The 21,847-nt window shown below is 52.2% G+C and carries 22 protein-coding genes; 16 read left to right on the forward strand and 6 right to left on the reverse strand.

Translation table 11 applies throughout. The features are described from left to right. Positions 1–94: 94 nt before the first annotated feature. From puuP to puuA, 3 genes are all read right to left on the reverse strand, one after another. Positions 95–1,480, reverse strand: coding sequence for a putrescine/proton symporter PuuP (gene puuP, locus D9736_RS18905; RefSeq protein WP_130258934.1), 1,386 nt, complete (start codon positions 1,478–1,480; stop codon positions 95–97). Next, on the reverse strand, positions 1,470–1,634 hold the full coding sequence (locus D9736_RS18910; RefSeq protein ID WP_130216151.1) for a hypothetical protein: 165 nt from the start codon (positions 1,632–1,634) through the stop codon (positions 1,470–1,472). Before D9736_RS18910 ends, puuP begins: the two co-directional genes overlap by 11 nt. A gap of 148 nt (positions 1,635–1,782) precedes the next feature. Continuing rightward, entirely contained in the window at positions 1,783–3,201 is a 1,419-nt protein-coding gene (gene puuA, locus D9736_RS18915) for a glutamate-putrescine ligase (RefSeq protein ID WP_130216076.1), read from the reverse strand. A gap of 211 nt (positions 3,202–3,412) precedes the next feature. Between puuA and puuD the strand changes: the two genes are divergently transcribed. From puuD to puuE, 5 genes are all read left to right on the forward strand, one after another. Beyond that, the gene (gene puuD / locus D9736_RS18920) at positions 3,413–4,177 is read left to right on the forward strand and encodes a gamma-glutamyl-gamma-aminobutyrate hydrolase (protein WP_064527272.1); all 765 of its coding nucleotides are present in this window, start codon (positions 3,413–3,415) and stop codon (positions 4,175–4,177) included. A gap of 25 nt (positions 4,178–4,202) precedes the next feature. Next, positions 4,203–4,760, forward strand: coding sequence for an HTH-type transcriptional regulator PuuR (gene puuR, locus D9736_RS18925; RefSeq protein ID WP_001278727.1), 558 nt, complete (start codon positions 4,203–4,205; stop codon positions 4,758–4,760). Positions 4,761–4,909: 149 nt separating this feature from the next. Beyond that, positions 4,910–6,397 (forward strand): aldehyde dehydrogenase PuuC, encoded by a 1,488-nt coding sequence (gene puuC / locus D9736_RS18930; protein WP_130258935.1) that lies wholly within the window; start codon positions 4,910–4,912, stop codon positions 6,395–6,397. A 1-nt stretch (position 6,398) separates the two neighbouring features. Beyond that, positions 6,399–7,679 carry a gamma-glutamylputrescine oxidase gene (puuB, locus tag D9736_RS18935; RefSeq protein ID WP_130258936.1) on the forward strand — a complete coding sequence of 427 codons (1,281 nt, stop codon included), beginning with the start codon at positions 6,399–6,401 and terminating at the stop codon, positions 7,677–7,679. Positions 7,680–7,716: 37 nt separating this feature from the next. Then, positions 7,717–8,982, forward strand: coding sequence for a 4-aminobutyrate transaminase (gene puuE, locus D9736_RS18940; protein WP_130258937.1), 1,266 nt, complete (start codon positions 7,717–7,719; stop codon positions 8,980–8,982). A 131-nt stretch (positions 8,983–9,113) separates the two neighbouring features. Here the strand turns inward: puuE and pspF are convergent, their stop codons facing one another. Then, entirely contained in the window at positions 9,114–10,091 is a 978-nt protein-coding gene (pspF, locus tag D9736_RS18945) for a phage shock protein operon transcriptional activator (protein ID WP_130258938.1), read from the reverse strand. A 166-nt stretch (positions 10,092–10,257) separates the two neighbouring features. Between pspF and pspA the strand changes: the two genes are divergently transcribed. The 8 genes from pspA to tyrR all read left to right on the forward strand — a co-directional run bounded on the left by pspA (position 10,258) and on the right by tyrR (position 16,444). Further along, positions 10,258–10,926 (forward strand): phage shock protein PspA, encoded by a 669-nt coding sequence (gene pspA, locus D9736_RS18950; protein ID WP_000511019.1) that lies wholly within the window; start codon positions 10,258–10,260, stop codon positions 10,924–10,926. Positions 10,927–10,979: 53 nt separating this feature from the next. Next, entirely contained in the window at positions 10,980–11,204 is a 225-nt protein-coding gene (gene pspB, locus D9736_RS18955) for an envelope stress response membrane protein PspB (RefSeq protein WP_001274965.1), read from the forward strand. After that, the gene (gene pspC, locus D9736_RS18960) at positions 11,204–11,563 is read left to right on the forward strand and encodes an envelope stress response membrane protein PspC (RefSeq protein ID WP_130208793.1); all 360 of its coding nucleotides are present in this window, start codon (positions 11,204–11,206) and stop codon (positions 11,561–11,563) included. Before pspB ends, pspC begins: the two co-directional genes overlap by 1 nt. An 8-nt stretch (positions 11,564–11,571) precedes the next feature. Continuing rightward, entirely contained in the window at positions 11,572–11,793 is a 222-nt protein-coding gene (gene pspD / locus D9736_RS18965; protein WP_096839698.1) for a phage shock protein PspD, read from the forward strand. Positions 11,794–11,867: 74 nt separating this feature from the next. After that, complete coding sequence (pspE, locus tag D9736_RS18970) at positions 11,868–12,182, forward strand: thiosulfate sulfurtransferase PspE (RefSeq protein WP_064527288.1); 315 nt, start codon at positions 11,868–11,870, stop codon at positions 12,180–12,182. 118 nt (positions 12,183–12,300) lie between these two features. After that, positions 12,301–13,698 carry a YcjX family protein gene (locus D9736_RS18975; protein ID WP_000825763.1) on the forward strand — a complete coding sequence of 466 codons (1,398 nt, stop codon included), beginning with the start codon at positions 12,301–12,303 and terminating at the stop codon, positions 13,696–13,698. Continuing rightward, a complete protein-coding gene (locus D9736_RS18980) occupies positions 13,695–14,756 on the forward strand; it encodes a YcjF family protein (protein ID WP_130258939.1) in 1,062 nt (353 codons plus the stop codon). Before D9736_RS18975 ends, D9736_RS18980 begins: the two co-directional genes overlap by 4 nt. A 146-nt stretch (positions 14,757–14,902) precedes the next feature. Beyond that, a complete protein-coding gene (gene tyrR / locus D9736_RS18985) occupies positions 14,903–16,444 on the forward strand; it encodes a transcriptional regulator TyrR (RefSeq protein WP_130258940.1) in 1,542 nt (513 codons plus the stop codon). A gap of 44 nt (positions 16,445–16,488) precedes the next feature. Here the strand turns inward: tyrR and tpx are convergent, their stop codons facing one another. Continuing rightward, positions 16,489–16,995 (reverse strand): thiol peroxidase, encoded by a 507-nt coding sequence (gene tpx, locus D9736_RS18990; protein WP_130216094.1) that lies wholly within the window; start codon positions 16,993–16,995, stop codon positions 16,489–16,491. Positions 16,996–17,113: 118 nt separating this feature from the next. Here tpx and ycjG point away from each other — a divergent pair, with 118 nt between their 5' ends. Continuing rightward, the gene (gene ycjG / locus D9736_RS18995) at positions 17,114–18,079 is read left to right on the forward strand and encodes an L-Ala-D/L-Glu epimerase (RefSeq protein ID WP_130258941.1); all 966 of its coding nucleotides are present in this window, start codon (positions 17,114–17,116) and stop codon (positions 18,077–18,079) included. Here ycjG and mpaA read toward each other — a convergent pair. Then, positions 18,054–18,782, reverse strand: a complete 729-nt coding sequence (gene mpaA, locus D9736_RS19000) for a murein tripeptide amidase MpaA (RefSeq protein ID WP_064527321.1) — start codon at positions 18,780–18,782, stop codon at positions 18,054–18,056. The two genes, ycjG and mpaA, sit on opposite strands and share 26 nt — an antisense overlap. A 182-nt stretch (positions 18,783–18,964) precedes the next feature. Between mpaA and mppA the strand changes: the two genes are divergently transcribed. Together mppA and D9736_RS19010 are read left to right on the forward strand one after the other, a co-directional pair. Next, complete coding sequence (gene mppA / locus D9736_RS19005) at positions 18,965–20,578, forward strand: murein tripeptide ABC transporter substrate-binding protein MppA (RefSeq protein WP_130222734.1); 1,614 nt, start codon at positions 18,965–18,967, stop codon at positions 20,576–20,578. Positions 20,579–20,858: 280 nt separating this feature from the next. Continuing rightward, the gene (locus D9736_RS19010) at positions 20,859–21,845 is read left to right on the forward strand and encodes a GH25 family lysozyme (protein WP_130216102.1); all 987 of its coding nucleotides are present in this window, start codon (positions 20,859–20,861) and stop codon (positions 21,843–21,845) included. Positions 21,846–21,847: the final 2 nt, after the last annotated feature.

Consider the following 21,847-nt stretch of genomic DNA (forward strand, 5'->3'; position numbering starts at 1 on the left):
TGATAGCACTCGTGATCCGGGTCATACATCTTTTTATAGTTAATGGCGCGGTGCATTACCCTCAGGCAGGATAATGCGCCGCGCATCCTGGATATTACGTTTCGCTCACCGGCGTTCTGTCACCTTCGTTCAGCGGCACTTTGCGATAGCGGCGGATCAGATACCACAAATATGCGCCGCCTAACGAAGCCCATACCAGACCCAGCGTCAGCGAGGTGGCTTCGAGGTTAATCCACAGCACGCCCACCGTCAGCGCGCCAACCAGCGGCATTAATAAATAGTGGAAGTGTTCCTTCCAGCTTTTATTCATTCCTTTGCGCCGCCAGAAGTGATTGAACACCGACAGGTTAACGAAGGTAAACGCTACCAACGCGCCGAAGTTAATTAACGCTGTGGCGGTAACTAAATCGAAGAACAGCGCCGACATCGCGACAATTCCGACCATAATGACGTTCAGTGCCGGAGTCCGCCATTTCGGGTGCACATAGCCAAACACGCGCTCCGGGAACACATTGTCACGCCCCATCACATACAACAGACGCGACACGCTGGCGTGTGATGCCAGGCCAGACGCTAACGTGTTCACAAACGTGGTGCAGAGGAAAATCGACTGGAACAGCTTGCCGCCGACGTACAGCGCGATCTCCGGCAATGCGGCATCCGGATCTTTAAAGCGGCTGATATCCGGGAAGAACAGCTGCATAAAGAACGACGCTGCGATAAAGATAATGCCGCCGTAGACCGCCGTCAGGAAGATGGCTTTCGGGATCACGCGTGCGGCGTCTGGCGTCTCTTCCGAAAGTGTGGTCACTGCATCGAAACCGAGGAACGAGAAACAGACGATCGTCGCCCCGGTAATAATCGGGATCAGGTGCGCGTTCTCGCTGATAAACGGCTGAAGTGACCAGACGGTGCCAACGCCTTCTCCTTTATGCAGTCCCTGAACCACCAGGAAGATAAACACCACCATGATGGAGATTTGCACCAGCACAAACAGGGTATTGAAGTTGGCGACCAGGTTGACGCTCTTCAGGTTCGCGGCAGTTAAGATGGCGACGAACGTCACCACCCACACCCACGGTGGCACTTCCGGGAAGAGGGCGGAGAGATAGATCTTCGCCAACAAGACGTTGATCATCGGCAAAAAGAGGTAATCCAGCAGCGATGACCAGCCGACCATAAAACCGACGTGCGGGTTAATCGACTTTTGCGCGTAGGTATAGGCCGAACCGGCCTCCGGGAACTGGCGAACCAGTTTGCCGTAGCTGATAGCGGTAAACAGCACGCCCGCCAGCGCCAGCAAATAAGATGCCGGAACGTGACCGTCGCTAATACCGGAAACGATGCCAAACGTATCGAACACGGTCATTGGCGTGAGATAGGCCAGACCCATCATCACCACCTGCCACAACTTTAGTGATTTTCGCAGACGGGTTTTGCCAGGTTGCGCAGCAATATTCAGTGGTGAATTAATAGCCATAATTGCTGCCTCCCCTGCGTAATAAGGTTTGAGGTCGTGTCGACCTGAAATCAAACCTTTTTAGCAAGGGAAGCAAAGGGGGCGGAGTCCAGTCAGTCGCAGGGAGGGCGCACACGCAGCCTCCCTCGCCATGCGGGGATTTAATCATCGGCATCATCTCATTTCCTCGTCACAGTCTTAATCGTTAACGGAAGCCCGTTGCCGCCTGCGCTCCATAACGCGACATCCGGGAAATGTCTGGATTACCAGCAAATGTCAGGCCTGGCTCCGCTCAGGCCGATGAAACAACCCCGCAAGGGGTACTATGCGTTTTTCAACATCCACTCAATTTCTGTTTCTGTGATGAGGCGCTCAAACTGCAACAACTCATCATTTTTACAGGCGTGATACACATGGCAAAAACGCTCGCCTAAATAGCGGCGCAAATGATCGTTCTCGATAAACTCCCACAGGGCATCGCTCTGGCGAATCGGGAAGGGTAAGCCTTCTTGCTCCAGCCCGTTGCCTTCTACTTCTTCCTGCAACGGCAGTTCGTTATCAAGGCCATGCAAAATACCGGCAAAAATCGCCGCCATCACCAGATATGGGTTGGCATCGGCACCCGCCACGCGGTATTCCACGCGGTGGTTATGACGATCGCCGCACGGAATACGCAGGGCGACGGTGCGGTTGTTATGGCCCCACGACGCCTGCGTTGGCACATACATGCCTGGCTGGAAGCGGCGATAGGAATTCACGTTCGGCGCCAGCAACGCCATTGATGACGGCATCAGGTCGATCATCCCGGCGAGCATCTTTTTCAGCAGCGGCGAATCTTCGCCTTCTGCGTCAGAAAGCACGTTCTCGCCACGATTATTTTGCATACTGATATGGATATGCATCCCGCTGCCCGCGTGCTCTTCATACGGCTTCGCCATAAAAGTGGCGTGCATCTTATGCTTTTCTGCCATCAGGCGCACCAGGCGTTTTAGTGCCAGCGCATCATCGCAGGCTTCCAGCACGTTATCGGTATGGTAAAGGTTGATTTCAAACTGGCCCGGCGAGGCTTCGGCGACCGCACCGTCGGCGGGAATTAACTGTAACTGCGCCAGTTCATCAATATCATTGAGCACATCGGCGAAGTGGTTGAGGTTATCAACGGAGTAAACCTGGCTTTGTGTATTGCGGTCATCGGTGCCGGGCGCGCAGGGCGGTTGCAGATACCCTTCAGCGTCGCGCTGGCGATCCAGTAAATAGAACTCCAGCTCTACCGCTACAACCGGGAACAATCCGCGCTGGCGTAGCTGCTGCCACAGGCGGTTAAGTACGTTCCGCGGCTCAACGTCAAAGGGAGCGCCATCTTCATCGACCATGGTCAGGAGTATCTGACCGATAAACTCTGGATCGGCGGCAGAAGGGGTTAAGGTACCGAGTATTGGCACACAAGTACGATCTGGTTCACCCATTTCCTGACCCAGGCCCGCTTCTTCTACTACATTGCCCAGAATATCCATTGCAAATACCGAGGCCGGGAAATAACACCCTTTCTCCAGCTTCTTCAGACTTGAAACAGGAATGCGTTTCCCACGGAAGCAACCATTCAAATCAGTAAGTAAAACATCAACATATTGTGTATTCGGGTAGCGCTCCAGGTAGCGTTTCACTTCCTGCGTAAAGGCGCTACCCCGCCTCTCTTCTGACTGCTGAACAAAGTTCTCTACTTCAACGATATTGGTTTCCATGATTCTTCGCCTTTGGTTTGTTTTCCGCTCGTTAGCAAAGCGTAAAATATAATGACCACTATTCGAATCTGTATGCAAACTAAATGTTTGTCAAATGTTAAATTGAGTTTGCAAAAATGAAAACCCACTGCTAGATTGAAAAAATATTGAACATAAAGGTCATTTAAACCGCAGTAATGGCGATAATTTAGTCCACTTTGTGAGATTGAGCATGGAAAATATAATGAACAATCCGGTTATCGGTGTCGTAATGTGCAGGAACAGGCTTAAGGGTCATACGACCCAGACTCTGCAAGAAAAGTACCTGAATGCCATCATCCACGCGGGCGGTTTGCCGATTGCGCTGCCACATGCGCTGGCGGAACCGTCATTACTTGAAGAACTGCTGCCTAAACTCGATGGCATTTATCTTCCAGGTAGCCCCAGCAATGTGCAGCCGCACCTATATGGTGAAAACGGCGATGAGCCTGACGCCGATCCCGGGCGTGATCTTCTGAGCATGGCGTTAATTAATGCCGCACTCGAAAGGCGCATCCCCATTTTCGCCATCTGCCGGGGGTTACAGGAACTGGTGGTAGCAACAGGTGGTTCGTTGCATCGCAAACTGTGCGAACAGCCTGAATTGCTGGAACATCGTGAAGATCCCGAACTGCCGGTGGAGCAGCAATATGCGCCGTCGCACGAAGTTCAGGTTGAAGAGGGGGGATTACTGTCTGCATTGTTACCTGAATGTAGCAACTTTTGGGTAAACTCTCTGCATGGACAAGGGGCGAAGGTCGTTAGCCCGCAGTTGCGTGTTGAAGCTCGCTCGCCGGATGGCCTGGTTGAGGCGGTGAGCGTCATCAATCATCCTTTCGCGCTGGGCGTACAGTGGCACCCGGAATGGAACAGTAGCGAGTACGCGCTTTCGCGTATATTGTTCGAGGGCTTTATCACCGCTTGTCAGAACCATATCGCTGAAAAACAGCGACTCTGACCACTACAGTTAAGGAAATGCAAATATGAGTGATGAGGGACTGGCGCCAGGAAAACGCTTGTCAGAAATCCGCCAGCAGCAGGGGCTTTCACAACGTCGTGCCGCCGAACTCTCCGGGCTGACTCACAGTGCTATCAGTACGATAGAACAAGATAAAGTCAGTCCTGCCATCAGTACGCTGCAAAAGCTGCTGAAGGTGTATGGTCTGTCACTCTCGGAATTCTTTTCCGAGCCGGAAAAACCTGATGAACCGCAGGTCGTCATTAATCAGGACGACTTAATTGAAATGGGCAGTCAGGGTGTGTCGATGAAGCTGGTGCATAACGGTAACCCGAATCGCACGCTGGCGATGATCTTTGAAACGTACCAGCCGGGCACAACCACTGGGGAAAGAATCAAGCATCAGGGTGAGGAAATAGGCACTGTACTGGAAGGTGAAATTGTTCTGACGATTAATGGTCAGGATTACCACCTCGTCGCGGGGCAAAGTTATGCCATTAATACCGGCATCCCGCACAGTTTCAGTAATACGTCGGCAGGCATTTGCCGAATTATCAGCGCCCATACGCCCACCACGTTTTAATCTTTTTGTTCTGTAAGCCGGGTAAGCGCAATGCGCCCGGCAATCCATAAAGAATGTCGCCAGAAATAAACGGGCATGCGGCCCGGGGATCTCTGCGCCCTGACGTTCACAAACTGCATATATCTGATAGACGTGAAACAGGAGTCATAATGAATTTTCATCATCTGGCTTACTGGCAGGATAAAGCGTTAAGTCTCGCCATTGAAACCCGCTTATTTATTAACGGTGAATATACTGCTGCGGCGGAAAATGAAACCTTTGAAACCGTTGATCCGGTTACCCAGGCTCCGCTGGCGGATATTGCGCGCGGCAAGAGCGCCGATATCGACCGTGCGGTGAGCGCAGCACGCGGCGTATTTGAACGCGGCGACTGGTCGCAGGCCGCCCCGGCAAAACGTAAAGCGGTACTGAATAAACTCGCCGATTTAATGGAAGCCCACGCCGAAGAGCTGGCACTGCTGGAAACTCTCGACACCGGCAAACCGATTCGTCACAGCCTGCGTGATGATATTCCCGGCGCGGCGCGCGCCATTCGCTGGTACGCCGAAGCGATTGATAAAGTGTATGGCGAAGTGGCGACCACCAGTAGCCATGAGCTGGCGATGATCGTGCGTGAACCGGTCGGCGTAATTGCCGCCATTGTGCCGTGGAACTTCCCGTTGTTGCTGACTTGCTGGAAGCTTGGCCCAGCGCTGGCGGCAGGGAACAGCGTGATTCTAAAACCATCTGAAAAATCACCGCTCAGTGCGATTCGTCTCGCGGGGCTGGCGAAAGAAGCCGGTCTGCCGGATGGCGTGCTGAACGTGGTGACGGGGTTTGGTCATGAAGCGGGGCAGGCGCTGTCTCGTCATAACGATATCGACGCCATTGCCTTTACTGGTTCAACCCGCACCGGGAAACAGCTGCTGAAAGATGCAGGTGACAGCAACATGAAACGCGTCTGGCTGGAAGCGGGCGGCAAAAGCGCAAACATCGTTTTCGCTGATTGCCCGGATCTGCAAAAAGCCGCGAGCGCAACAGCCGCAGGTATCTTCTACAACCAGGGCCAGGTGTGCATCGCTGGAACGCGTTTGTTGCTGGAAGAGAGCATCGCCGATGAATTCTTAGCCCTGTTAAAACAGCAGGCGCAAAACTGGCAGCCGGGCCATCCGCTTGATCCCGCGACCACCATGGGCACCTTAATCGACTGCGCTCACGCCGACTCGGTTCATAGTTTTATTCGGGAAGGCGAAGGTAAAGGGCAACTGCTGCTGGATGGTCGTAATGCCGAACTGGCTGCGGCCATCGGCCCGACCATCTTCGTGGATGTGGACCCGAATGCGTCCTTAAGTCGCGAAGAGATTTTCGGCCCGGTGCTGGTGGTTACGCGTTTCACATCAGAAGACCAGGCGCTACAGCTTGCCAACGACAGCCAGTACGGGCTCGGCGCGGCGGTGTGGACGCGCGACCTCTCCCGCGCGCACCGCATGAGCCGCCGCCTGAAAGCCGGTTCCGTCTTCGTCAATAACTACAACGACGGCGATATGACCGTACCGTTTGGCGGCTATAAGCAGAGCGGCAACGGTCGCGACAAATCCCTGCATGCCCTTGAAAAATTCACCGAACTGAAAACCATCTGGATAAGCCTGGAGGCCTGAAATGACCGAACATACCAGTAGTTATTACGCCGCCAGTGCGAATAAATATGCGCCTTTCGACACGCTGAATGAGTCAATCACCTGTGATGTTTGCGTGGTTGGCGGCGGCTATACCGGGCTTTCCTCCGCGCTGCATCTGGCAGAAGCGGGCTTTGACGTGGTGGTTCTCGAAGCCTCACGCATCGGCTTCGGCGCCAGCGGACGCAACGGCGGGCAGCTTGTAAACTCCTACAGCCGCGACATCGACGTTATCGAAAAAAGCTACGGCATGGACACTGCCCGTATGCTCGGCAGCATGATGTTTGAGGGTGGAGAAATCATCCGCGAGCGCATCAAACGTTATCAGATTGACTGCGACTACCGCCCCGGCGGCCTGTTTGTAGCGATGAATGATAAACAGCTCGCCACGCTCGAAGAGCAGAAAGAGAACTGGGAACGCTACGGTAATAAACAGCTGGAGATGCTGGACGCCAACGCCATTCGCCGCGAGGTCGCCAGCGATCGCTATACCGGCGCGCTGCTGGATCACAGCGGCGGGCATATTCACCCGTTGAACCTCGCCATTGGTGAAGCCGATGCCATCCGCCTGAACGGCGGGCGCGTGTATGAGCTTTCTGCGGTGACGCAGATCCAGCACACCACGCCAGCAGTGGTGCGCACTGCCAAAGGCCAGGTGACGGCGAAGTATGTGATTGTCGCCGGGAATGCGTACCTGGGCGATAAAGTGGAGCCGGAACTGGCGAAGCGCAGTATGCCGTGCGGCACGCAGGTGATCACCACCGAGCGGCTTTCCGATGAGTTAGCCCGTTCGCTGATCCCGAAAAACTACTGCGTTGAAGACTGTAATTATCTGCTTGATTACTACCGTCTTACCGCCGATAACCGCCTGCTGTACGGCGGCGGCGTGGTCTACGGCGCGCGCGACCCGGATGACGTTGAGCGTCTTGTGGTGCCGAAACTGCTGAAAACCTTCCCGCAGCTGAAGGGCGTGAAAATTGATTACCGCTGGACGGGCAACTTCCTGCTGACCCTGTCGCGTATGCCGCAGTTTGGTCGCCTCGATACCAACATCTATTACATGCAGGGCTACAGCGGCCACGGCGTGACCTGTACCCATCTTGCAGGGCGCTTGATTGCCGAACTGCTGCGCGGTGACGCCGAGCGTTTCGACGCCTTCGCCAATCTGCCGCATTACCCGTTCCCCGGCGGGCGTACGCTTCGCGTGCCGTTTACCGCGATGGGCGCGGCTTATTACAGCCTGCGCGATCGTCTGGGCGTTTAATTTCCGATTAACCGTGAAGAGTCAAAAGGTGTGAAACATGAGCAACAATGAATTCCATCAGCGTCGTCTTTCTGCCACCCCGCGCGGGGTTGGCGTGATGTGTAACTTCTTCGCCCAGTCGGCTGAAAACGCCACGCTGAAGGATGTTGAGGGCAACGAGTACATCGATTTCGCCGCAGGCATTGCGGTGCTGAATACCGGTCATCGTCACCCTGAACTGGTGGCGGCGGTGGAGCAGCAACTGCAACAGTTTACCCACACGGCGTACCAGATTGTGCCATACGAAAGCTACGTCACGCTGGCGGAGAAAATTAACGCCCTTGCCCCGGTGAGCGGGCAGGCTAAAACCGCGTTCTTCACCACCGGTGCTGAAGCGGTGGAAAATGCGGTGAAAATCGCCCGCGCCCATACCGGACGCCCTGGCGTGATTGCGTTTAGTGGCGGCTTCCACGGTCGCACGTATATGACCATGGCGTTAACTGGAAAGGTCGCGCCGTACAAAATCGGCTTCGGCCCGTTCCCCGGTTCGGTGTATCACGTGCCGTATCCGTCAGAACTGCATGGCATTTCGACGCAAGATTCCCTTGATGCCATCGAACGCTTGTTTAAATCGGACATTGAAGCGAAGCAGGTGGCGGCGATTATTTTCGAACCGGTGCAGGGCGAAGGCGGTTTTAACGTGGCGCCAAAAGAGTTGGTTTCTGCGATTCGCCGCCTGTGCGACGAGCATGGCATTGTGATGATTGCCGATGAAGTGCAAAGCGGTTTTGCGCGTACCGGTAAGCTGTTTGCGATGGATCATTACGCCGATAAGCCAGACTTAATGACGATGGCGAAAAGCCTCGCGGGTGGCATGCCGCTTTCGGGCGTGGTCGGTAACGCGAATATTATGGACGCGCCCGCGCCGGGCGGGCTTGGCGGCACCTACGCCGGGAACCCGCTGGCGGTGGCTGCCGCGCACGCGGTGCTCAACATTATCGACAAAGAATCACTCTGCGAACGCGCGAATCAACTGGGCCAGCGTCTGACGCAAACGCTGATTGATGCTAAAGAAAGCGTTACGGCCATTGCTGCGGTACGCGGTCTGGGGTCGATGATTGCGGCAGAGTTTAACGATCCGCAAACGGGCGAACCGTCAGCGGCGATTGCACAGAAAATCCAGCAACGCGCACTGGCGCAGGGGCTGCTTCTGCTGACCTGTGGCGCATACGGCAACGTGATTCGTTTCCTGTATCCGCTGACCATCCCGGATGCGCAATTCGATGCGGCAATGAAAATTTTGCAGGATGCGCTGAGAGATTAATACGCAGAAGCGAAGGCCAACGCAATAATGCCTGATGCGCTGCGCTTATCAGGCCTACAAATGACGTATTGATTATGTAGGCCGAATAAGGCGTTCACGCCGCATCCGGCGAATCGCATTGCCCAACTCCGCTAAATCTGGTGCTTTTTCAACAACGCGCGGAACTGATGATAGGTTAACCCCAGCAATTCAGCCGCGCGTTTCTGGTTATATTTCCCCTGTTGCAAACTGAGTTGCAGCAACTCTTTTTCCTGCTGCATCTGAAACTCACGTAAATCCAGCGGCAGCGTTGGAAGCGAGGTGGTTTCTGAAACGGCGATGGCTTCTTCAGGTGGACACCGTTTAAAGGGATCAATAATGATGTCATCAAGCGGATAATCGCTGGTGCCGTGGCGATACACTGAACGTTCCACTACGTTTTTCAATTCACGAATATTTCCCGGCCAGCGATAATTCAGCAATGTTTCTCTGGCGTGCTCGGTAAAACCCGGGAACAGAGGCAGCTTGATTTCCCGACACATCTGGATGGCAAAGTGTTCTGCCATCAACATAATGTCGCTTTCGCGCTCGCGCAGTGGTGGCAGTTGCACAACATCAAAAGCCAGCCGGTCGAGCAGATCCGCGCGAAAAGTACCTTCATTGACCATCGCCGGAAGATCGGCATTCGTCGCGCATACCAACCGTACATTCACCTGTAATGGCTGGCTGCCGCCAACGCGCTCCAGTTCACCGTACTCAATCACGCGCAATAATTTTTCCTGCACCATCATCGGTGCTGTAGCGAGTTCATCAAGAAATAGCGTACCGCCGTCGGCACGTTCAAATCTCCCTGGATGACGTTTTTGCGCACCGGTAAACGCACCCGCTTCGTGACCAAACAGTTCGGAATCCAGCAGATTTTCATTTAACGCCGCGCAGTTAAGAGAAATAAACGGCCCTTGCCAACGGGAGGAGAGATAATGCAGACGGCTGGCGATCAGCTCTTTACCGGTGCCGCGCTCGCCGATGATGAGCACCGGTTTGTCCAGCGGTGCGAGATGCGAAACCTGTTCCAGCACTTCGAGAAAGCTGTTCGCCTCACCGAGTAAATTATCTTTGTATTCTGCCATGATGAAATTCGCCACTTGTTAGTGTAATTCGCTAATTCATCCTGGCATGTTGCTGTTGAATCTTCAATCAGATCTTTATAAATCAAAAAGATAAAAAATTGGCACGCAAATTGTATTAACAGTTCAGCAGGACAATCCTGAACGAAGAAATCAAGAGGACAACATTATGGGTATTTTTTCTCGCTTTGCCGACATCGTGAATGCCAACATCAACGCTCTGTTAGAGAAAGCGGAAGATCCGCAGAAACTGGTGCGTCTGATGATCCAGGAAATGGAAGACACGCTGGTTGAAGTGCGTTCTACTTCGGCACGTGCGCTGGCGGAAAAGAAACAGCTGACTCGCCGTATTGAACAAGCGTCGGCGCGTGAAGTTGAGTGGCAGGAAAAAGCCGAACTGGCGCTGCTGAAAGATAGAGAAGACCTGGCGCGTGCGGCGTTAATTGAAAAACAGAAACTGACCGATCTGATTAAGTCCCTGGAACATGAAGTGACGCTGGTGGACGATACGCTGGTGCGTATGAAGAAAGAGATTGGCGAGCTGGAAAACAAATTGAGCGAAACTCGTGCTCGCCAGCAGGCATTGATGTTGCGTCATCAGGCCGCAAACTCGTCGCGCGATGTGCGTCGTCAGTTGGACAGTGGCAAACTGGATGAAGCGATGGCCCGTTTCGAATCTTTCGAGCGCCGTATCGACCAGATGGAAGCAGAAGCGGAAAGCCACAGTTTCGGCAAACAAAAATCGCTGGATGATCAGTTTGCCGAGCTGAAAGCTGATGATGCAATCAGCGAGCAACTGGCACAATTAAAAGCCAAAATGAAGCAAGACAATCAATAATAACATCCAGGCGGCGTCCGAACACGCCGCCGCTCATCCCTTAAGGAGTACTTATGAGCGCGCTATTTCTGGCTATTCCGTTAACCATCTTTGTGCTGTTTGTTTTACCGATTTGGTTATGGCTGCATTACAGCAACCGCTCCAGTCGTGGAGAGCTTTCGCAAAGCGAACAACAGCGATTAGCGCAACTGGCTGATGAAGCAAAACGGATGCGCGAGCGTATTCAGGCGCTGGAATCCATTCTTGATGCTGAACATCCGAACTGGAGGGATCGCTAATGGCGGGTATTAATCTCAATAAAAAATTATGGCGTATTCCACAGCAAGGCATGGTACGCGGGGTCTGTGCCGGGATTGCTAACTATTTTGATGTACCGGTAAAACTGGTTCGTATTCTGGTGGTGCTGTCGATTTTCTTCGGCCTGGCGCTGTTTACCCTGGTTGCTTACATCATTTTGTCATTTGCGCTTGATCCAATGCCTGACAACATGGCGTTTGGTGAACAACAACCTTCCAGCAGCGAATTGCTGGATGAAGTCGACCGTGAACTGGCGGCCAGTGAAACGCGTTTACGCGAGATGGAACGTTATGTCACTTCCGACACCTTCACGCTACGTAGTCGTTTCCGTCAACTGTGAGGAAAGTTATGAATACTCGCTGGCAACAGGCCGGGCAAAAGATGAAGCCTGGTTTTAAATTAGCAGGCAAGCTGGTACTTCTTACCGCACTGCGCTATGGCCCGGCGGGTGTGGCTGGTTGGGCGATAAAATCAGTTGCTCGCCGACCGCTGAAAATGTTGCTGGCTGTGGCGCTGGAACCGCTATTAAGTCGGGCTGCCAATAAACTGGCGCAGCGTTATAAAAGGTGAGGGGAGTTCCGCAAAAATTGTTAGATCTCAGGCGTATAATGGATGGCAATTTTCATCCATAGAAGGATACTTATATGTTTAAAAAAGGCTTACTTGCTCTGACTCTGGTGTTTTCACTGCCTGTTTTCGCCGCTGAACACTGGATAGATGTTCGTGTTCCAGAGCAGTATCAGCAAGAGCACGTTCAGGGGGCCATCAATATTCCCCTGAAGGAAGTGAAAGAGCGCATTGCCACCGCCGTTCCAGATAAAAACGACACCGTGAAAGTGTATTGCAACGCCGGACGCCAGTCCGGGCAGGCAAAAGAGATCCTCAACGAGATGGGATATACCCACGTTGAGAACGTCGGTGGCCTGAAAGACATCGAAATGCCGAAGGTCAAAGGTTAATAAATTATTGCCTGAGCGGTGTAAATAACGCCGCTTATTCATTTGATAAATCAAAATTAACCCACATTATTATCTCCAGTATCTAATCCTTTCTACGGCTTTCTGGCACAGGACAGCAATGAAGCGACTTAAAAATGAACTTAATGCGCTGGTGAATCGGGGTGTCGACAGACACCTGCGCCTCGCCGTAACCGGACTTAGCCGCAGTGGCAAAACGGCGTTTATTACCGCGATGGTAAATCAGTTGCTCAATATTCATGCCGGAGCACGTTTGCCGCTATTAAGTGCGGTGCGTGAAGAGCGCCTGCTGGGCGTAAAACGCATTCCCCAGCGTGACTTTGGCATTCCGCGCTTCACCTATGATGAAGGGCTGGCGCAGTTATATGGCGATCCTCCCGCCTGGCCGACGCCAACGCGCGGCGTCAGTGAAATCCGCCTGGCGCTACGTTTTAAATCGAATGATTCACTGCTGCGTCACTTCAAAGATACCTCTACGCTGTATCTGGAGATTGTGGATTATCCCGGCGAATGGCTGCTCGACCTGCCGATGCTGGCACAAGATTACTTAAGTTGGTCGCGGCAGATGACGGGCTTACTCAATGGTCAGCGCGGCGAATGGTCGGCGAAATGGCGAATGATGTGCGAAGGCCTGGATCCGTTAGCGCCTGCCGACGAAAACCGACTGGCAGACATTGCCGCCGCGTGGACCGATTATCTCCACCACTGTAAACAGCAGGGGCTGCACTTTATTCAGCCAGGGCGCTTTGTTTTGCCTGGCGATATGGCAGGAGCGCCCGCGCTGCAATTCTTCCCATGGCCAGATGTCGATGCCTGGGGAGAGTCCAAACTGGCGCAGGCTGATAAACACACCAACGCCGGAATGCTGCGCGAGCGGTTTAATTATTACTGCGAGAAAGTGGTGAAGGGGTTCTATAAGAATCATTTTCTGCGCTTTGACCGCCAGATTGTGCTGGTGGATTGCCTGCAACCTCTCAACAGTGGGCCACAGGCATTTAATGATATGCGTCTGGCGCTGACGCAGCTGATGCAAAGTTTCCACTACGGGCAGCGTACCCTGTTCCGGCGTTTGTTTTCGCCGGTTATCGATAAGCTATTGTTTGCTGCCACTAAAGCGGACCATGTGACCATCGATCAGCACGCCAATATGGTTTCATTACTGCAACAACTGATTCAGGATGCCTGGCAAAATGCGGCGTTCGAAGGGATCAGCATGGACTGCCTGGGGCTGGCGTCAGTTCAGGCGACCACCAGCGGCATTATTGATGTTAACGGTGAGAAAATCCCGGCGCTGCGCGGTAATCGACTCAGCGATGGCGCACCGCTCACTGTTTATCCTGGCGAAGTTCCCGCACGTTTGCCCGGTCAGGCGTTCTGGGATAAGCAAGGCTTCCAGTTTGAAGCGTTTCGTCCGCAGGTAATGGATGTCGACAAACCGCTACCGCATATTCGTCTTGATGCTGCGCTGGAATTTTTAATAGGAGATAAATTGCGATGACCGAACCGTTAAAACCACGTATTGATTTCGACGGTCCGCTGGAGGTCGATCAGAGTCCAAAATTCAGGGCGCAGCAGACCTTTGACGAAAATCAGGCGCAAAATTTTGCCCCGGCAACGCTCGACGAAGCGCAGGAAGAAGAGGGGCAAGTCGAAGCGGTAATGGATGCCGCGTTACGTCCGAAACGCAGTCTGTGGCGCAAAATGGTGATGGGCGGGCTGGCTCTGTTTGGCGCAAGCGTTGTCGGTCAGGGCGTGCAGTGGACAATGAACGCCTGGCAAACTCAGGACTGGGTAGCGTTGGGTGGATGTGCCGCTGGGGCATTGATTATCGGTGCTGGCGTAGGTTCTGTGGTAACAGAGTGGCGGCGCTTATGGCGCTTGCGCCAGCGTGCGCACGAACGCGACGAAGCGCGCGATTTGTTGCACAGCCACGGCACGGGTAAAGGCCGCGCATTTTGCGAAAAACTGGCGCAGCAGGCGGGAATCGATCAGTCACATCCGGCGCTGCAACGCTGGTATGCCTCAATCCATGAAACGCAGAACGATCGTGAAGTGGTTAGTTTGTATGCTCACCTGGTCCAGCCGATTTTAGATGCCCAGGCGCGGCGCGAAATCAGTCGTTCGGCGGCGGAATCGACGTTGATGATTGCGGTCAGCCCGCTGGCGCTGGTGGACATGGCGTTTATCGCCTGGCGCAATCTGCGTTTGATTAATCGCATCGCCACGCTGTATGGCATTGAACTGGGGTATTACAGCCGTCTGCGCCTGTTTAAACTGGTTTTGCTGAATATCGCTTTCGCGGGTGCCAGCGAACTGGTGCGTGAAGTGGGGATGGACTGGATGTCGCAGGATCTTGCCGCGCGCTTGTCTACTCGCGCCGCTCAGGGAATAGGTGCCGGGTTACTGACCGCACGACTGGGGATCAAAGCTATGGAACTTTGCCGCCCGCTGCCGTGGATTGACAATGACAAACCACGTTTGGGTGATTTCCGTCGTCAGCTCATCGGTCAGGTAAAAGAGACGTTACAAAAGAGCAAAACGTCCGGCGAAAAATAGTGCACATTCGGGCGCTGATCGGATAGCTTTACGCCGAAGTGCCCGTTTATCCATCGTTGTGTCAATGTTTGTTGACAGAAACCTTCCTGCTACTCGAATAGTGTCATATCATCATATTTATTGTTCTTTTTCATGTGAAGGTTCCCATGCGTCTGGAAGTCTTTTGTGAAGACCGACTCGGTCTGACCCGCGAATTGCTCGACCTACTGGTGTTAAGAGGCATCGATTTACGCGGTATTGAGATTGACCCAATCGGGCGGATTTACCTGAATTTTGCCGAACTGGATTTTGACAGTTTCAGCAGTTTGATGGCGGAAATACGCCGTATTGCGGGCGTTACCGATGTGCGCACTGTGCCGTGGATGCCTTCCGAGCGAGAACATCAGGCGTTGAGCGCATTGCTTGAAGCATTGCCTGAACCCGTGCTTTCTGTCGATATGAAAAGCAAGGTGGACATGGCAAACCCAGCGAGCTGTCAGCTATTCGGGCAAAAACTGGATCGCTTACGCAATCATACCGCTGCGCAATTGATTAACGGATTTAATTTTTTACGTTGGCTTGAGAGCGACCCGCAGGATTCACATAACGAACATGTAGTGATTAATGGACAAAATTTCCTGATGGAGATAACACCTGTCTATCTTCAGGATGAAAACGACCAGCATGTCCTGACCGGTGCGGTAGTGATGCTACGCTCAACAATCCGTATGGGCCGTCAGTTGCAAAATGTGGCTGCCCAGGATGTCAGCGCTTTCAGTCAGATTGTCGCCATCAGTCCTAAAATGAAGCATGCGGTAGAGCAGGCGCAAAAGTTAGCAATGTTAAGCGCGCCGCTGCTGATCACGGGTGATACCGGCACGGGTAAAGATCTCTTTGCTTACGCTTGTCATCAGGCAAGCCCGCGTGCGAGTAAACCTTATCTGGCGCTGAACTGTGCTTCTATTCCAGAAGATGCTGTAGAGAGCGAACTGTTCGGGCATGCGCCGGAGGGGAAAAAAGGATTCTTTGAACAGGCGAACGGCGGCTCGGTTTTGCTGGATGAGATTGGCGAGATGTCGCCACGAATGCAGGCAAAATTATTGCGTTTTCTCAACGATGGCACTTTCCGTCGAGTAGGGGAAGACCACGAAGTGCATGTGGATGTGCGGGTAATTTGCGCGACGCAGAAGAATCTGGTCGAGCTGGTGCAAAAAGGCGTGTTCCGCGAAGATCTCTATTATCGTCTGAACGTGCTGACGTTAAATCTGCCGCCGCTGCGGGACTGTCCGCAGGACATCATGCCGTTAACCGAGCTATTTGTTGCCCGATTTGCTGACGAGCAGGGCGTGCCGCGTCCGAAACTGGCCGCTGACCTGAATACCGTGCTTACGCGTTATGCATGGCCAGGTAACGTGCGGCAGTTGAAAAACGCCATTTACCGCGCACTGACGCAACTGGAAGGTTATGAACTGCGTCCGCAGGATATTTTGCTGCCGGATTATGACGCTGCAACTGTAGCCGTTGGTGAAGATGCAATGGAAGGTTCGCTGGACGAAATCACCAGCCGTTTTGAACGTTCGGTATTAACCCAGCTTTATCGCAATTACCCCAGTACGCGCAAACTGGCAAAACGTTTGGGCGTTTCACACACCGCGATTGCCAACAAATTGCGGGAATATGGATTGAGCCAGAAGAAGAACGAAGAATAAGTGGGATAAATGCCTGATGGCGCAATACCATCAGGCATAATAATTTACGCTTTCAGTACCGAGAGAGCTGCTTCGTAATCCGGCTCGGTGGTGATTTCATTTACCAGCTGGCTGAAAATCACATTATCATTTTCATCAATTACGACAACCGCACGTGCCGCCAGACCTTTCAGTGGACCTTCAGCGATCTCAACGCCGTAAGCTTGCAGGAATTCAGCGTTACGGAAAGTGGAGAGAGTGATAACGTTGTTCAGACCTTCCGCGCCGCAGAAACGAGACTGGGCAAACGGCAGATCGGCGGAAATGCACAGCACAACCGTGTTGTCGATTTCGGTTGCCAGTTGGTTAAACTTACGTACTGATGCGGCGCAAACACCGGTATCAATGCTCGGGAAAATGTTCAGCACTTTGCGTTTACCTGCAAACTGACCGAGGGTGACGTCAGACAGATCTTTTGCCACGAGAGTAAAAGTCTGCGCTTTGCTACCCGCTTGCGGGATGGAATTGGCGACTGTAACCGGGTTGCCCTGGAAATGAACGATTTGTGACATAATTATCTTTCCTGTTTACATATAGTTAACGTCACGCCTAGTTTATGCTAACTGTCAATAACACAGCAATCGCTATTTGCGCTTAATCCGCAGACCACCGCGGCAACAAGGAGTAAAGATGAGAACCGTTAAGGTATTTGAGGAAGCCTGGCCGTTACATACCCCGTTTGTTATTGCGCGGGGAAGCCGCAGTGAAGCGCGCGTGGTGGTGGTTGAACTGGAAGAAGATGGCGTCAAAGGTACGGGCGAATGTACGCCTTATCCGCGCTATGGCGAAAGTGATGCCTCAGTCATGGCGCAAATAATGAGCGTGGTCCCACAACTGGAAAAAGGGCTGACGCGCGCTGAGTTGCAAAAAGTTCTGCCTGCCGGTGCAGCGCGTAATGCGCTGGATTGTGCGCTGTGGGATCTGGCCGCAAGACAACAGCAGCAGACGCTGGCTGTACTTACCGGTATCTCTCTTCCTGAAACGATCACCACTGCGCAGACGGTAGTGATCGGTACGCCGGATCAGATGGCAGCCAGTGCCGCAGCACTATGGCAGGCTGGGGCTAAGCTGCTAAAAGTGAAGCTGGATAATCATCTTATCAGCGAGCGGATGGTGGCGATTCGCGCGGCAGTGCCGGATGCGACGTTAATTGTTGATGCTAATGAATCCTGGCGTGCGGAAGGACTGGCGGCTCGATGCCAGTTGCTGGCCGATTTAGGCGTCGCAATGCTGGAGCAACCTCTCCCAGCTCAGGACGATGCGGCGCTGGAGAATTTTATCCATCCATTGCCTATTTGCGCGGACGAAAGTTGTCATACCCGCAGCAACCTGAAGGCGCTGAAAGGGCGCTATGAGATGGTTAATATCAAGCTTGATAAAACCGGCGGCCTGACGGAAGCGTTGGCGCTGGCAACAGAAGCGCGTGCACAAGGTTTCAGCCTGATGTTGGGCTGCATGTTATGCACCTCACGCGCCATTAGCGCAGCATTACCGCTGGCGCCGCAGGTCAGCTTCGCCGATCTCGACGGGCCGACCTGGCTGGCGGTGGATGTGGAACAGGCTCTTCAGTTTACGACCGGCGAATTGCATCTTTAGGATGCCAGCGCAGTAAATTCGCCATCGCAAAAAGATATTTTTCGCTGGCCTCATCGGCGGAGATGGGCGGAAACTCAGCAGTGATACAGTGCAAGTTCAGGTCTGCACACCAACTGCCAAAGGATCCGGGGGTGTCGTAGCCGACGCTGGTTACCAGCGGCAATTCAAACGCCTGGGCCAGCCATTCACCTAATTCGCTGTGTCTGGGATCTTCAATACATGCCAGAGGATCGTGGAACGAGACGACCCAGGCGGGCTGAATGCGGTGAATGAGTTGGCATAACGCCTGGGTTTCAGGTTCGGAGCCGGGTTTATCTCCGGTCAGCAAGACAACGTCGCGCTCTTCGGCGGCACTGTTCCAGCGATAAACCGTTTCACCTTCCTTCCAATTGGCGGCGGGAAAGTTTCGGTTTAAATCCACACCATTAGCATTGGCACGTAGACCCAACTGGCAACCGTCGGGATTCACACACAGCACCACATGATGGCGGCGCAAAGACGGTGTTAATGTGCGTAATGCGCAGGAGAGGGCGACGACGGAAGAATTCTCATCGCCGTGGGTACCAGCAAGAATCAAACCACTTTCGCTGCTGGCGGCATGGGCGGGAAACCAGAGCAGCGGCGCACCCAATAATGAACGTCCGTAATGTTCAGTTCCTGGGGGAAAAGCGCCCCGTTCGGCGCGTGGGCGAGTCACGGTCATAATCGTCTCTGACAATAGAAGTATTACAGGCAGTGTTGTGCAAATTTTGTGGATTATCAAATCCTTTTCGACAACGATATGTTGTCGATCTTTTATCACTTTTTTGCCGGAAGTTATTTGCATTTCTTCAAGGAGAAACAAATAATTACGCATCAATATTAACGTCGGTTTGAGGGTAACTTATGAAGCACTCTGTTTCAGTAACTTGTTGTGCGCTGTTAGTCAGCAGCATTTCTCTTTCGTATGCTGCTGATGTTCCGAGCGGCACAGTACTGGCAGACAAGCAGGAGCTGGTGCGTCATATTAAGGATGAGCCTGCATCATTGGATCCCGCGAAAGCGGTTGGTTTGCCGGAGATTCAGGTGATTCGCGATTTGTTTGAAGGACTCGTGAATCAGAATGAAAAAGGGGAGATTGTCCCCGGCGTCGCCACCCGGTGGAAAAGTAATGACAACCGTATCTGGACCTTTACCCTGCGCGATGATGCTAAATGGGCAGATGGCACACCGGTTACAGCGCAGGATTTTGTCTATAGCTGGCAACGTCTGGTAGACCCGAAAACGTTGTCCCCATTTGCCTGGTTTGCCGCACTGGCGGGGGTAAACAATGCTCAGGCGATTATTGATGGTAAAGCCACGCCTGACCAACTTGGCGTCACTGCCGTTGATGCCCATACCCTGAAAATCCAGCTTGATAAGCCATTGCCGTGGTTTGTTAATTTGACGGCCAACTTTGCCTTCTTCCCGGTGCAAAAAGCCAACGTTGAAAGCGGTAAAGATTGGACGAAACCAGGGAAACTTATCGGCAACGGCGCATATGTGCTTAAAGAACGCGTGGTGAATGAAAAGCTGGTGGTTGTACCGAATACCCATTATTGGGATAACGCAAAAACGGTACTGCAAAAAGTGACTTTCCTGCCGATTAACCAGGAGTCCGCTGCCACGAAACGTTATCTTGCAGGTGATATTGATATCACTGAGTCCTTCCCGAAAAATATGTATCAAAAGCTGTTGAAGGATATTCCAGGGCAGGTTTATACACCGCCGCAGCTGGGGACTTATTATTATGCCTTCAATACGCAAAAAGGTCCGACGGCAGATCAACGCGTCCGTCTGGCATTAAGTATGACGATTGACCGCCGCCTGATGACGGAAAAAGTATTAGGCACCGGTGAAAAACCAGCATGGCATTTTACGCCAGATGTTACTGCCGGATTTACGCCGGAGCCTTCGCCGTTTGAACAAATGAGTCAGGAAGAACTGAATGCGCAGGCAAAAACTTTGTTGAGCGCAGCCGGTTATGGTCCGCAAAAACCGCTGAAGCTGACGCTTTTGTATAACACTTCAGAAAACCATCAGAAAATTGCGATTGCCGTAGCATCGATGTGGAAAAAGAATCTTGGTGTGGACGTCAAATTGCAAAATCAGGAATGGAAAACTTATATCGATAGCCGTAACACCGGTAATTTTGACGTTATCCGCGCATCATGGGTTGGGGACTATAATGAACCGTCTACCTTCCTGACGCTGTTAACGTCAACGCACTCTGGAAATATTTCACGTTTTAATAATCCGGCATACGATAAAGTGCTGGCCCAGGCATCGACTGAAAATACCGTTAAAGCGCGCAATGCTGATTACAACGCGGCAGAGAAAATTCTCATAGAACAAGCGCCTATTGCACCGATTTACCAGTATACCAATGGGCGATTAATCAAACCGTGGTTGAAAGGTTATCCCATTAATAACCCGGAAGATGTGGCCTATAGCCGCACAATGTATATTGTGAAGCATTAATATGATGTCATCTGGCGCGTTTATGCGCGCCAGATTTAACAACCCCGATAAAATACCTTCTTTTTTTAAAATCCCCCTATAAAAATCACACCCAAGACAATTATTTGAATTTTTCTGCCAATGTCCAGCATAAATAATAATCAAATATTTTATTTAAAAGGTGTATTACATACTCCCAATATATGCTGTGCTTTACTTTTCTTTACAACGCAAGACGTATTGCGTTCCTTGTGAAAGTTTTCATTCGCAAACAGACACACAGCTAAAATGGGGTGGTAAAATGAAAAAATCCTTAGCTATTCCTTTAGTTATCTCGTTATTACTCCTTCATTATCCTTCTTTAAGTCTGGCCGCAGAATCACTGCCCGATGCCACGTCGTTGGGGCTGGAAAACTTAACGAATGATCTCTCACGACAAGAATTGTTTGTAAAAATACTGGAATCGGATCCTTCTCGTGATAAAGAGTTTGATTCCTTTGCGGTAAAAAAATATTTTAAATTCCCGGCTGATGTTGCTTACGATTCGGTATTGAATCAACCACGACCCAGTTCTTTATTTGGTGTGGATATCAGCCATCATAACGGTAAAAACTTCCCGATCGAACTGTTGGCAAAAAATAAGTCTGTGTTCTTGTATATGAAGTCCAGTCAAGGAACGCGTTATGTTGATCCTGAATTCGCCGGTTTTTGGCAGCGGGCTGGGGATACTGAGCGAGGGATAAAACTTCACCGTGGGGCCTACCACTTTCTTTCCAGTGGCACACCGGCAGACGACGCGGAATTGTGGGGACGCAAGCAGGCAATGACGTTTGTTAAAGTTATTAAAGCCAATGGCGGGTTAAGGGCGACAGATATGCCACCGGCGGTGGATGTTGAGTGGGATGTAGATTCATCAACAGGCAAGGACCGCTGGCAGAAGCGTAAACCCACTGAAATAATCACGATGATCAAGGCATTCACCGCGCAGGTAGAAGCCGATTTAGGGCGTAAACCGGTTATCTACACTGCGCGGGCGTGGTGGAAAGATGCCGTCGGCGGAGAAAAAAGTTTTGCCCAGGTTGCAGAACATAATCTGTGGCTGGCTGATTATTCTAATCAGGCACAGGCCAGCGAAACGCCGCGTTCAATTAACCAGACAAAATGGGCAATCTGGCAGTTTACCGATGCTGCGCAGCTTAATTTGGGATCAAGTCAGAAATTCGATGCCAGTATATACAAGGGCCCGACCGCTGAGTTTTATTCCACTCTGGGTGTGCAGGAGTTTTAAAT

The organism is Escherichia sp. E10V10, from assembly GCF_004211985.1.
Lineage (GTDB): Bacteria > Pseudomonadota > Gammaproteobacteria > Enterobacterales > Enterobacteriaceae > Escherichia.

Coding starts and splice junctions, on each gene's coding strand:
- tyrR (WP_130258940.1), top strand. CDS start 14,903: ATGCGTCTGGAAGTCTTTTGTGAAGACCGACTCGGTCTGACCCGCGAA.
- D9736_RS18980 (WP_130258939.1), top strand. CDS start 13,695: ATGACCGAACCGTTAAAACCACGTATTGATTTCGACGGTCCGCTGGAG.
- pspC (WP_130208793.1), top strand. CDS start 11,204: ATGGCGGGTATTAATCTCAATAAAAAATTATGGCGTATTCCACAGCAA.
- puuD (WP_064527272.1), top strand. CDS start 3,413: ATGGAAAATATAATGAACAATCCGGTTATCGGTGTCGTAATGTGCAGG.
- D9736_RS18975 (WP_000825763.1), top strand. CDS start 12,301: ATGAAGCGACTTAAAAATGAACTTAATGCGCTGGTGAATCGGGGTGTC.
- ycjG (WP_130258941.1), top strand. CDS start 17,114: ATGAGAACCGTTAAGGTATTTGAGGAAGCCTGGCCGTTACATACCCCG.
- mpaA (WP_064527321.1), bottom strand. CDS start 18,782: ATGACCGTGACTCGCCCACGCGCCGAACGGGGCGCTTTTCCCCCAGGA.
- pspD (WP_096839698.1), top strand. CDS start 11,572: ATGAATACTCGCTGGCAACAGGCCGGGCAAAAGATGAAGCCTGGTTTT.
- puuR (WP_001278727.1), top strand. CDS start 4,203: ATGAGTGATGAGGGACTGGCGCCAGGAAAACGCTTGTCAGAAATCCGC.
- puuB (WP_130258936.1), top strand. CDS start 6,399: ATGACCGAACATACCAGTAGTTATTACGCCGCCAGTGCGAATAAATAT.
- puuC (WP_130258935.1), top strand. CDS start 4,910: ATGAATTTTCATCATCTGGCTTACTGGCAGGATAAAGCGTTAAGTCTC.
- tpx (WP_130216094.1), bottom strand. CDS start 16,995: ATGTCACAAATCGTTCATTTCCAGGGCAACCCGGTTACAGTCGCCAAT.
- puuE (WP_130258937.1), top strand. CDS start 7,717: ATGAGCAACAATGAATTCCATCAGCGTCGTCTTTCTGCCACCCCGCGC.
- pspF (WP_130258938.1), bottom strand. CDS start 10,091: ATGGCAGAATACAAAGATAATTTACTCGGTGAGGCGAACAGCTTTCTC.
- D9736_RS19010 (WP_130216102.1), top strand. CDS start 20,859: ATGAAAAAATCCTTAGCTATTCCTTTAGTTATCTCGTTATTACTCCTT.
- mppA (WP_130222734.1), top strand. CDS start 18,965: ATGAAGCACTCTGTTTCAGTAACTTGTTGTGCGCTGTTAGTCAGCAGC.
- pspB (WP_001274965.1), top strand. CDS start 10,980: ATGAGCGCGCTATTTCTGGCTATTCCGTTAACCATCTTTGTGCTGTTT.
- puuP (WP_130258934.1), bottom strand. CDS start 1,480: ATGGCTATTAATTCACCACTGAATATTGCTGCGCAACCTGGCAAAACC.
- pspE (WP_064527288.1), top strand. CDS start 11,868: ATGTTTAAAAAAGGCTTACTTGCTCTGACTCTGGTGTTTTCACTGCCT.
- D9736_RS18910 (WP_130216151.1), bottom strand. CDS start 1,634: ATGCCGATGATTAAATCCCCGCATGGCGAGGGAGGCTGCGTGTGCGCC.
- pspA (WP_000511019.1), top strand. CDS start 10,258: ATGGGTATTTTTTCTCGCTTTGCCGACATCGTGAATGCCAACATCAAC.
- puuA (WP_130216076.1), bottom strand. CDS start 3,201: ATGGAAACCAATATCGTTGAAGTAGAGAACTTTGTTCAGCAGTCAGAA.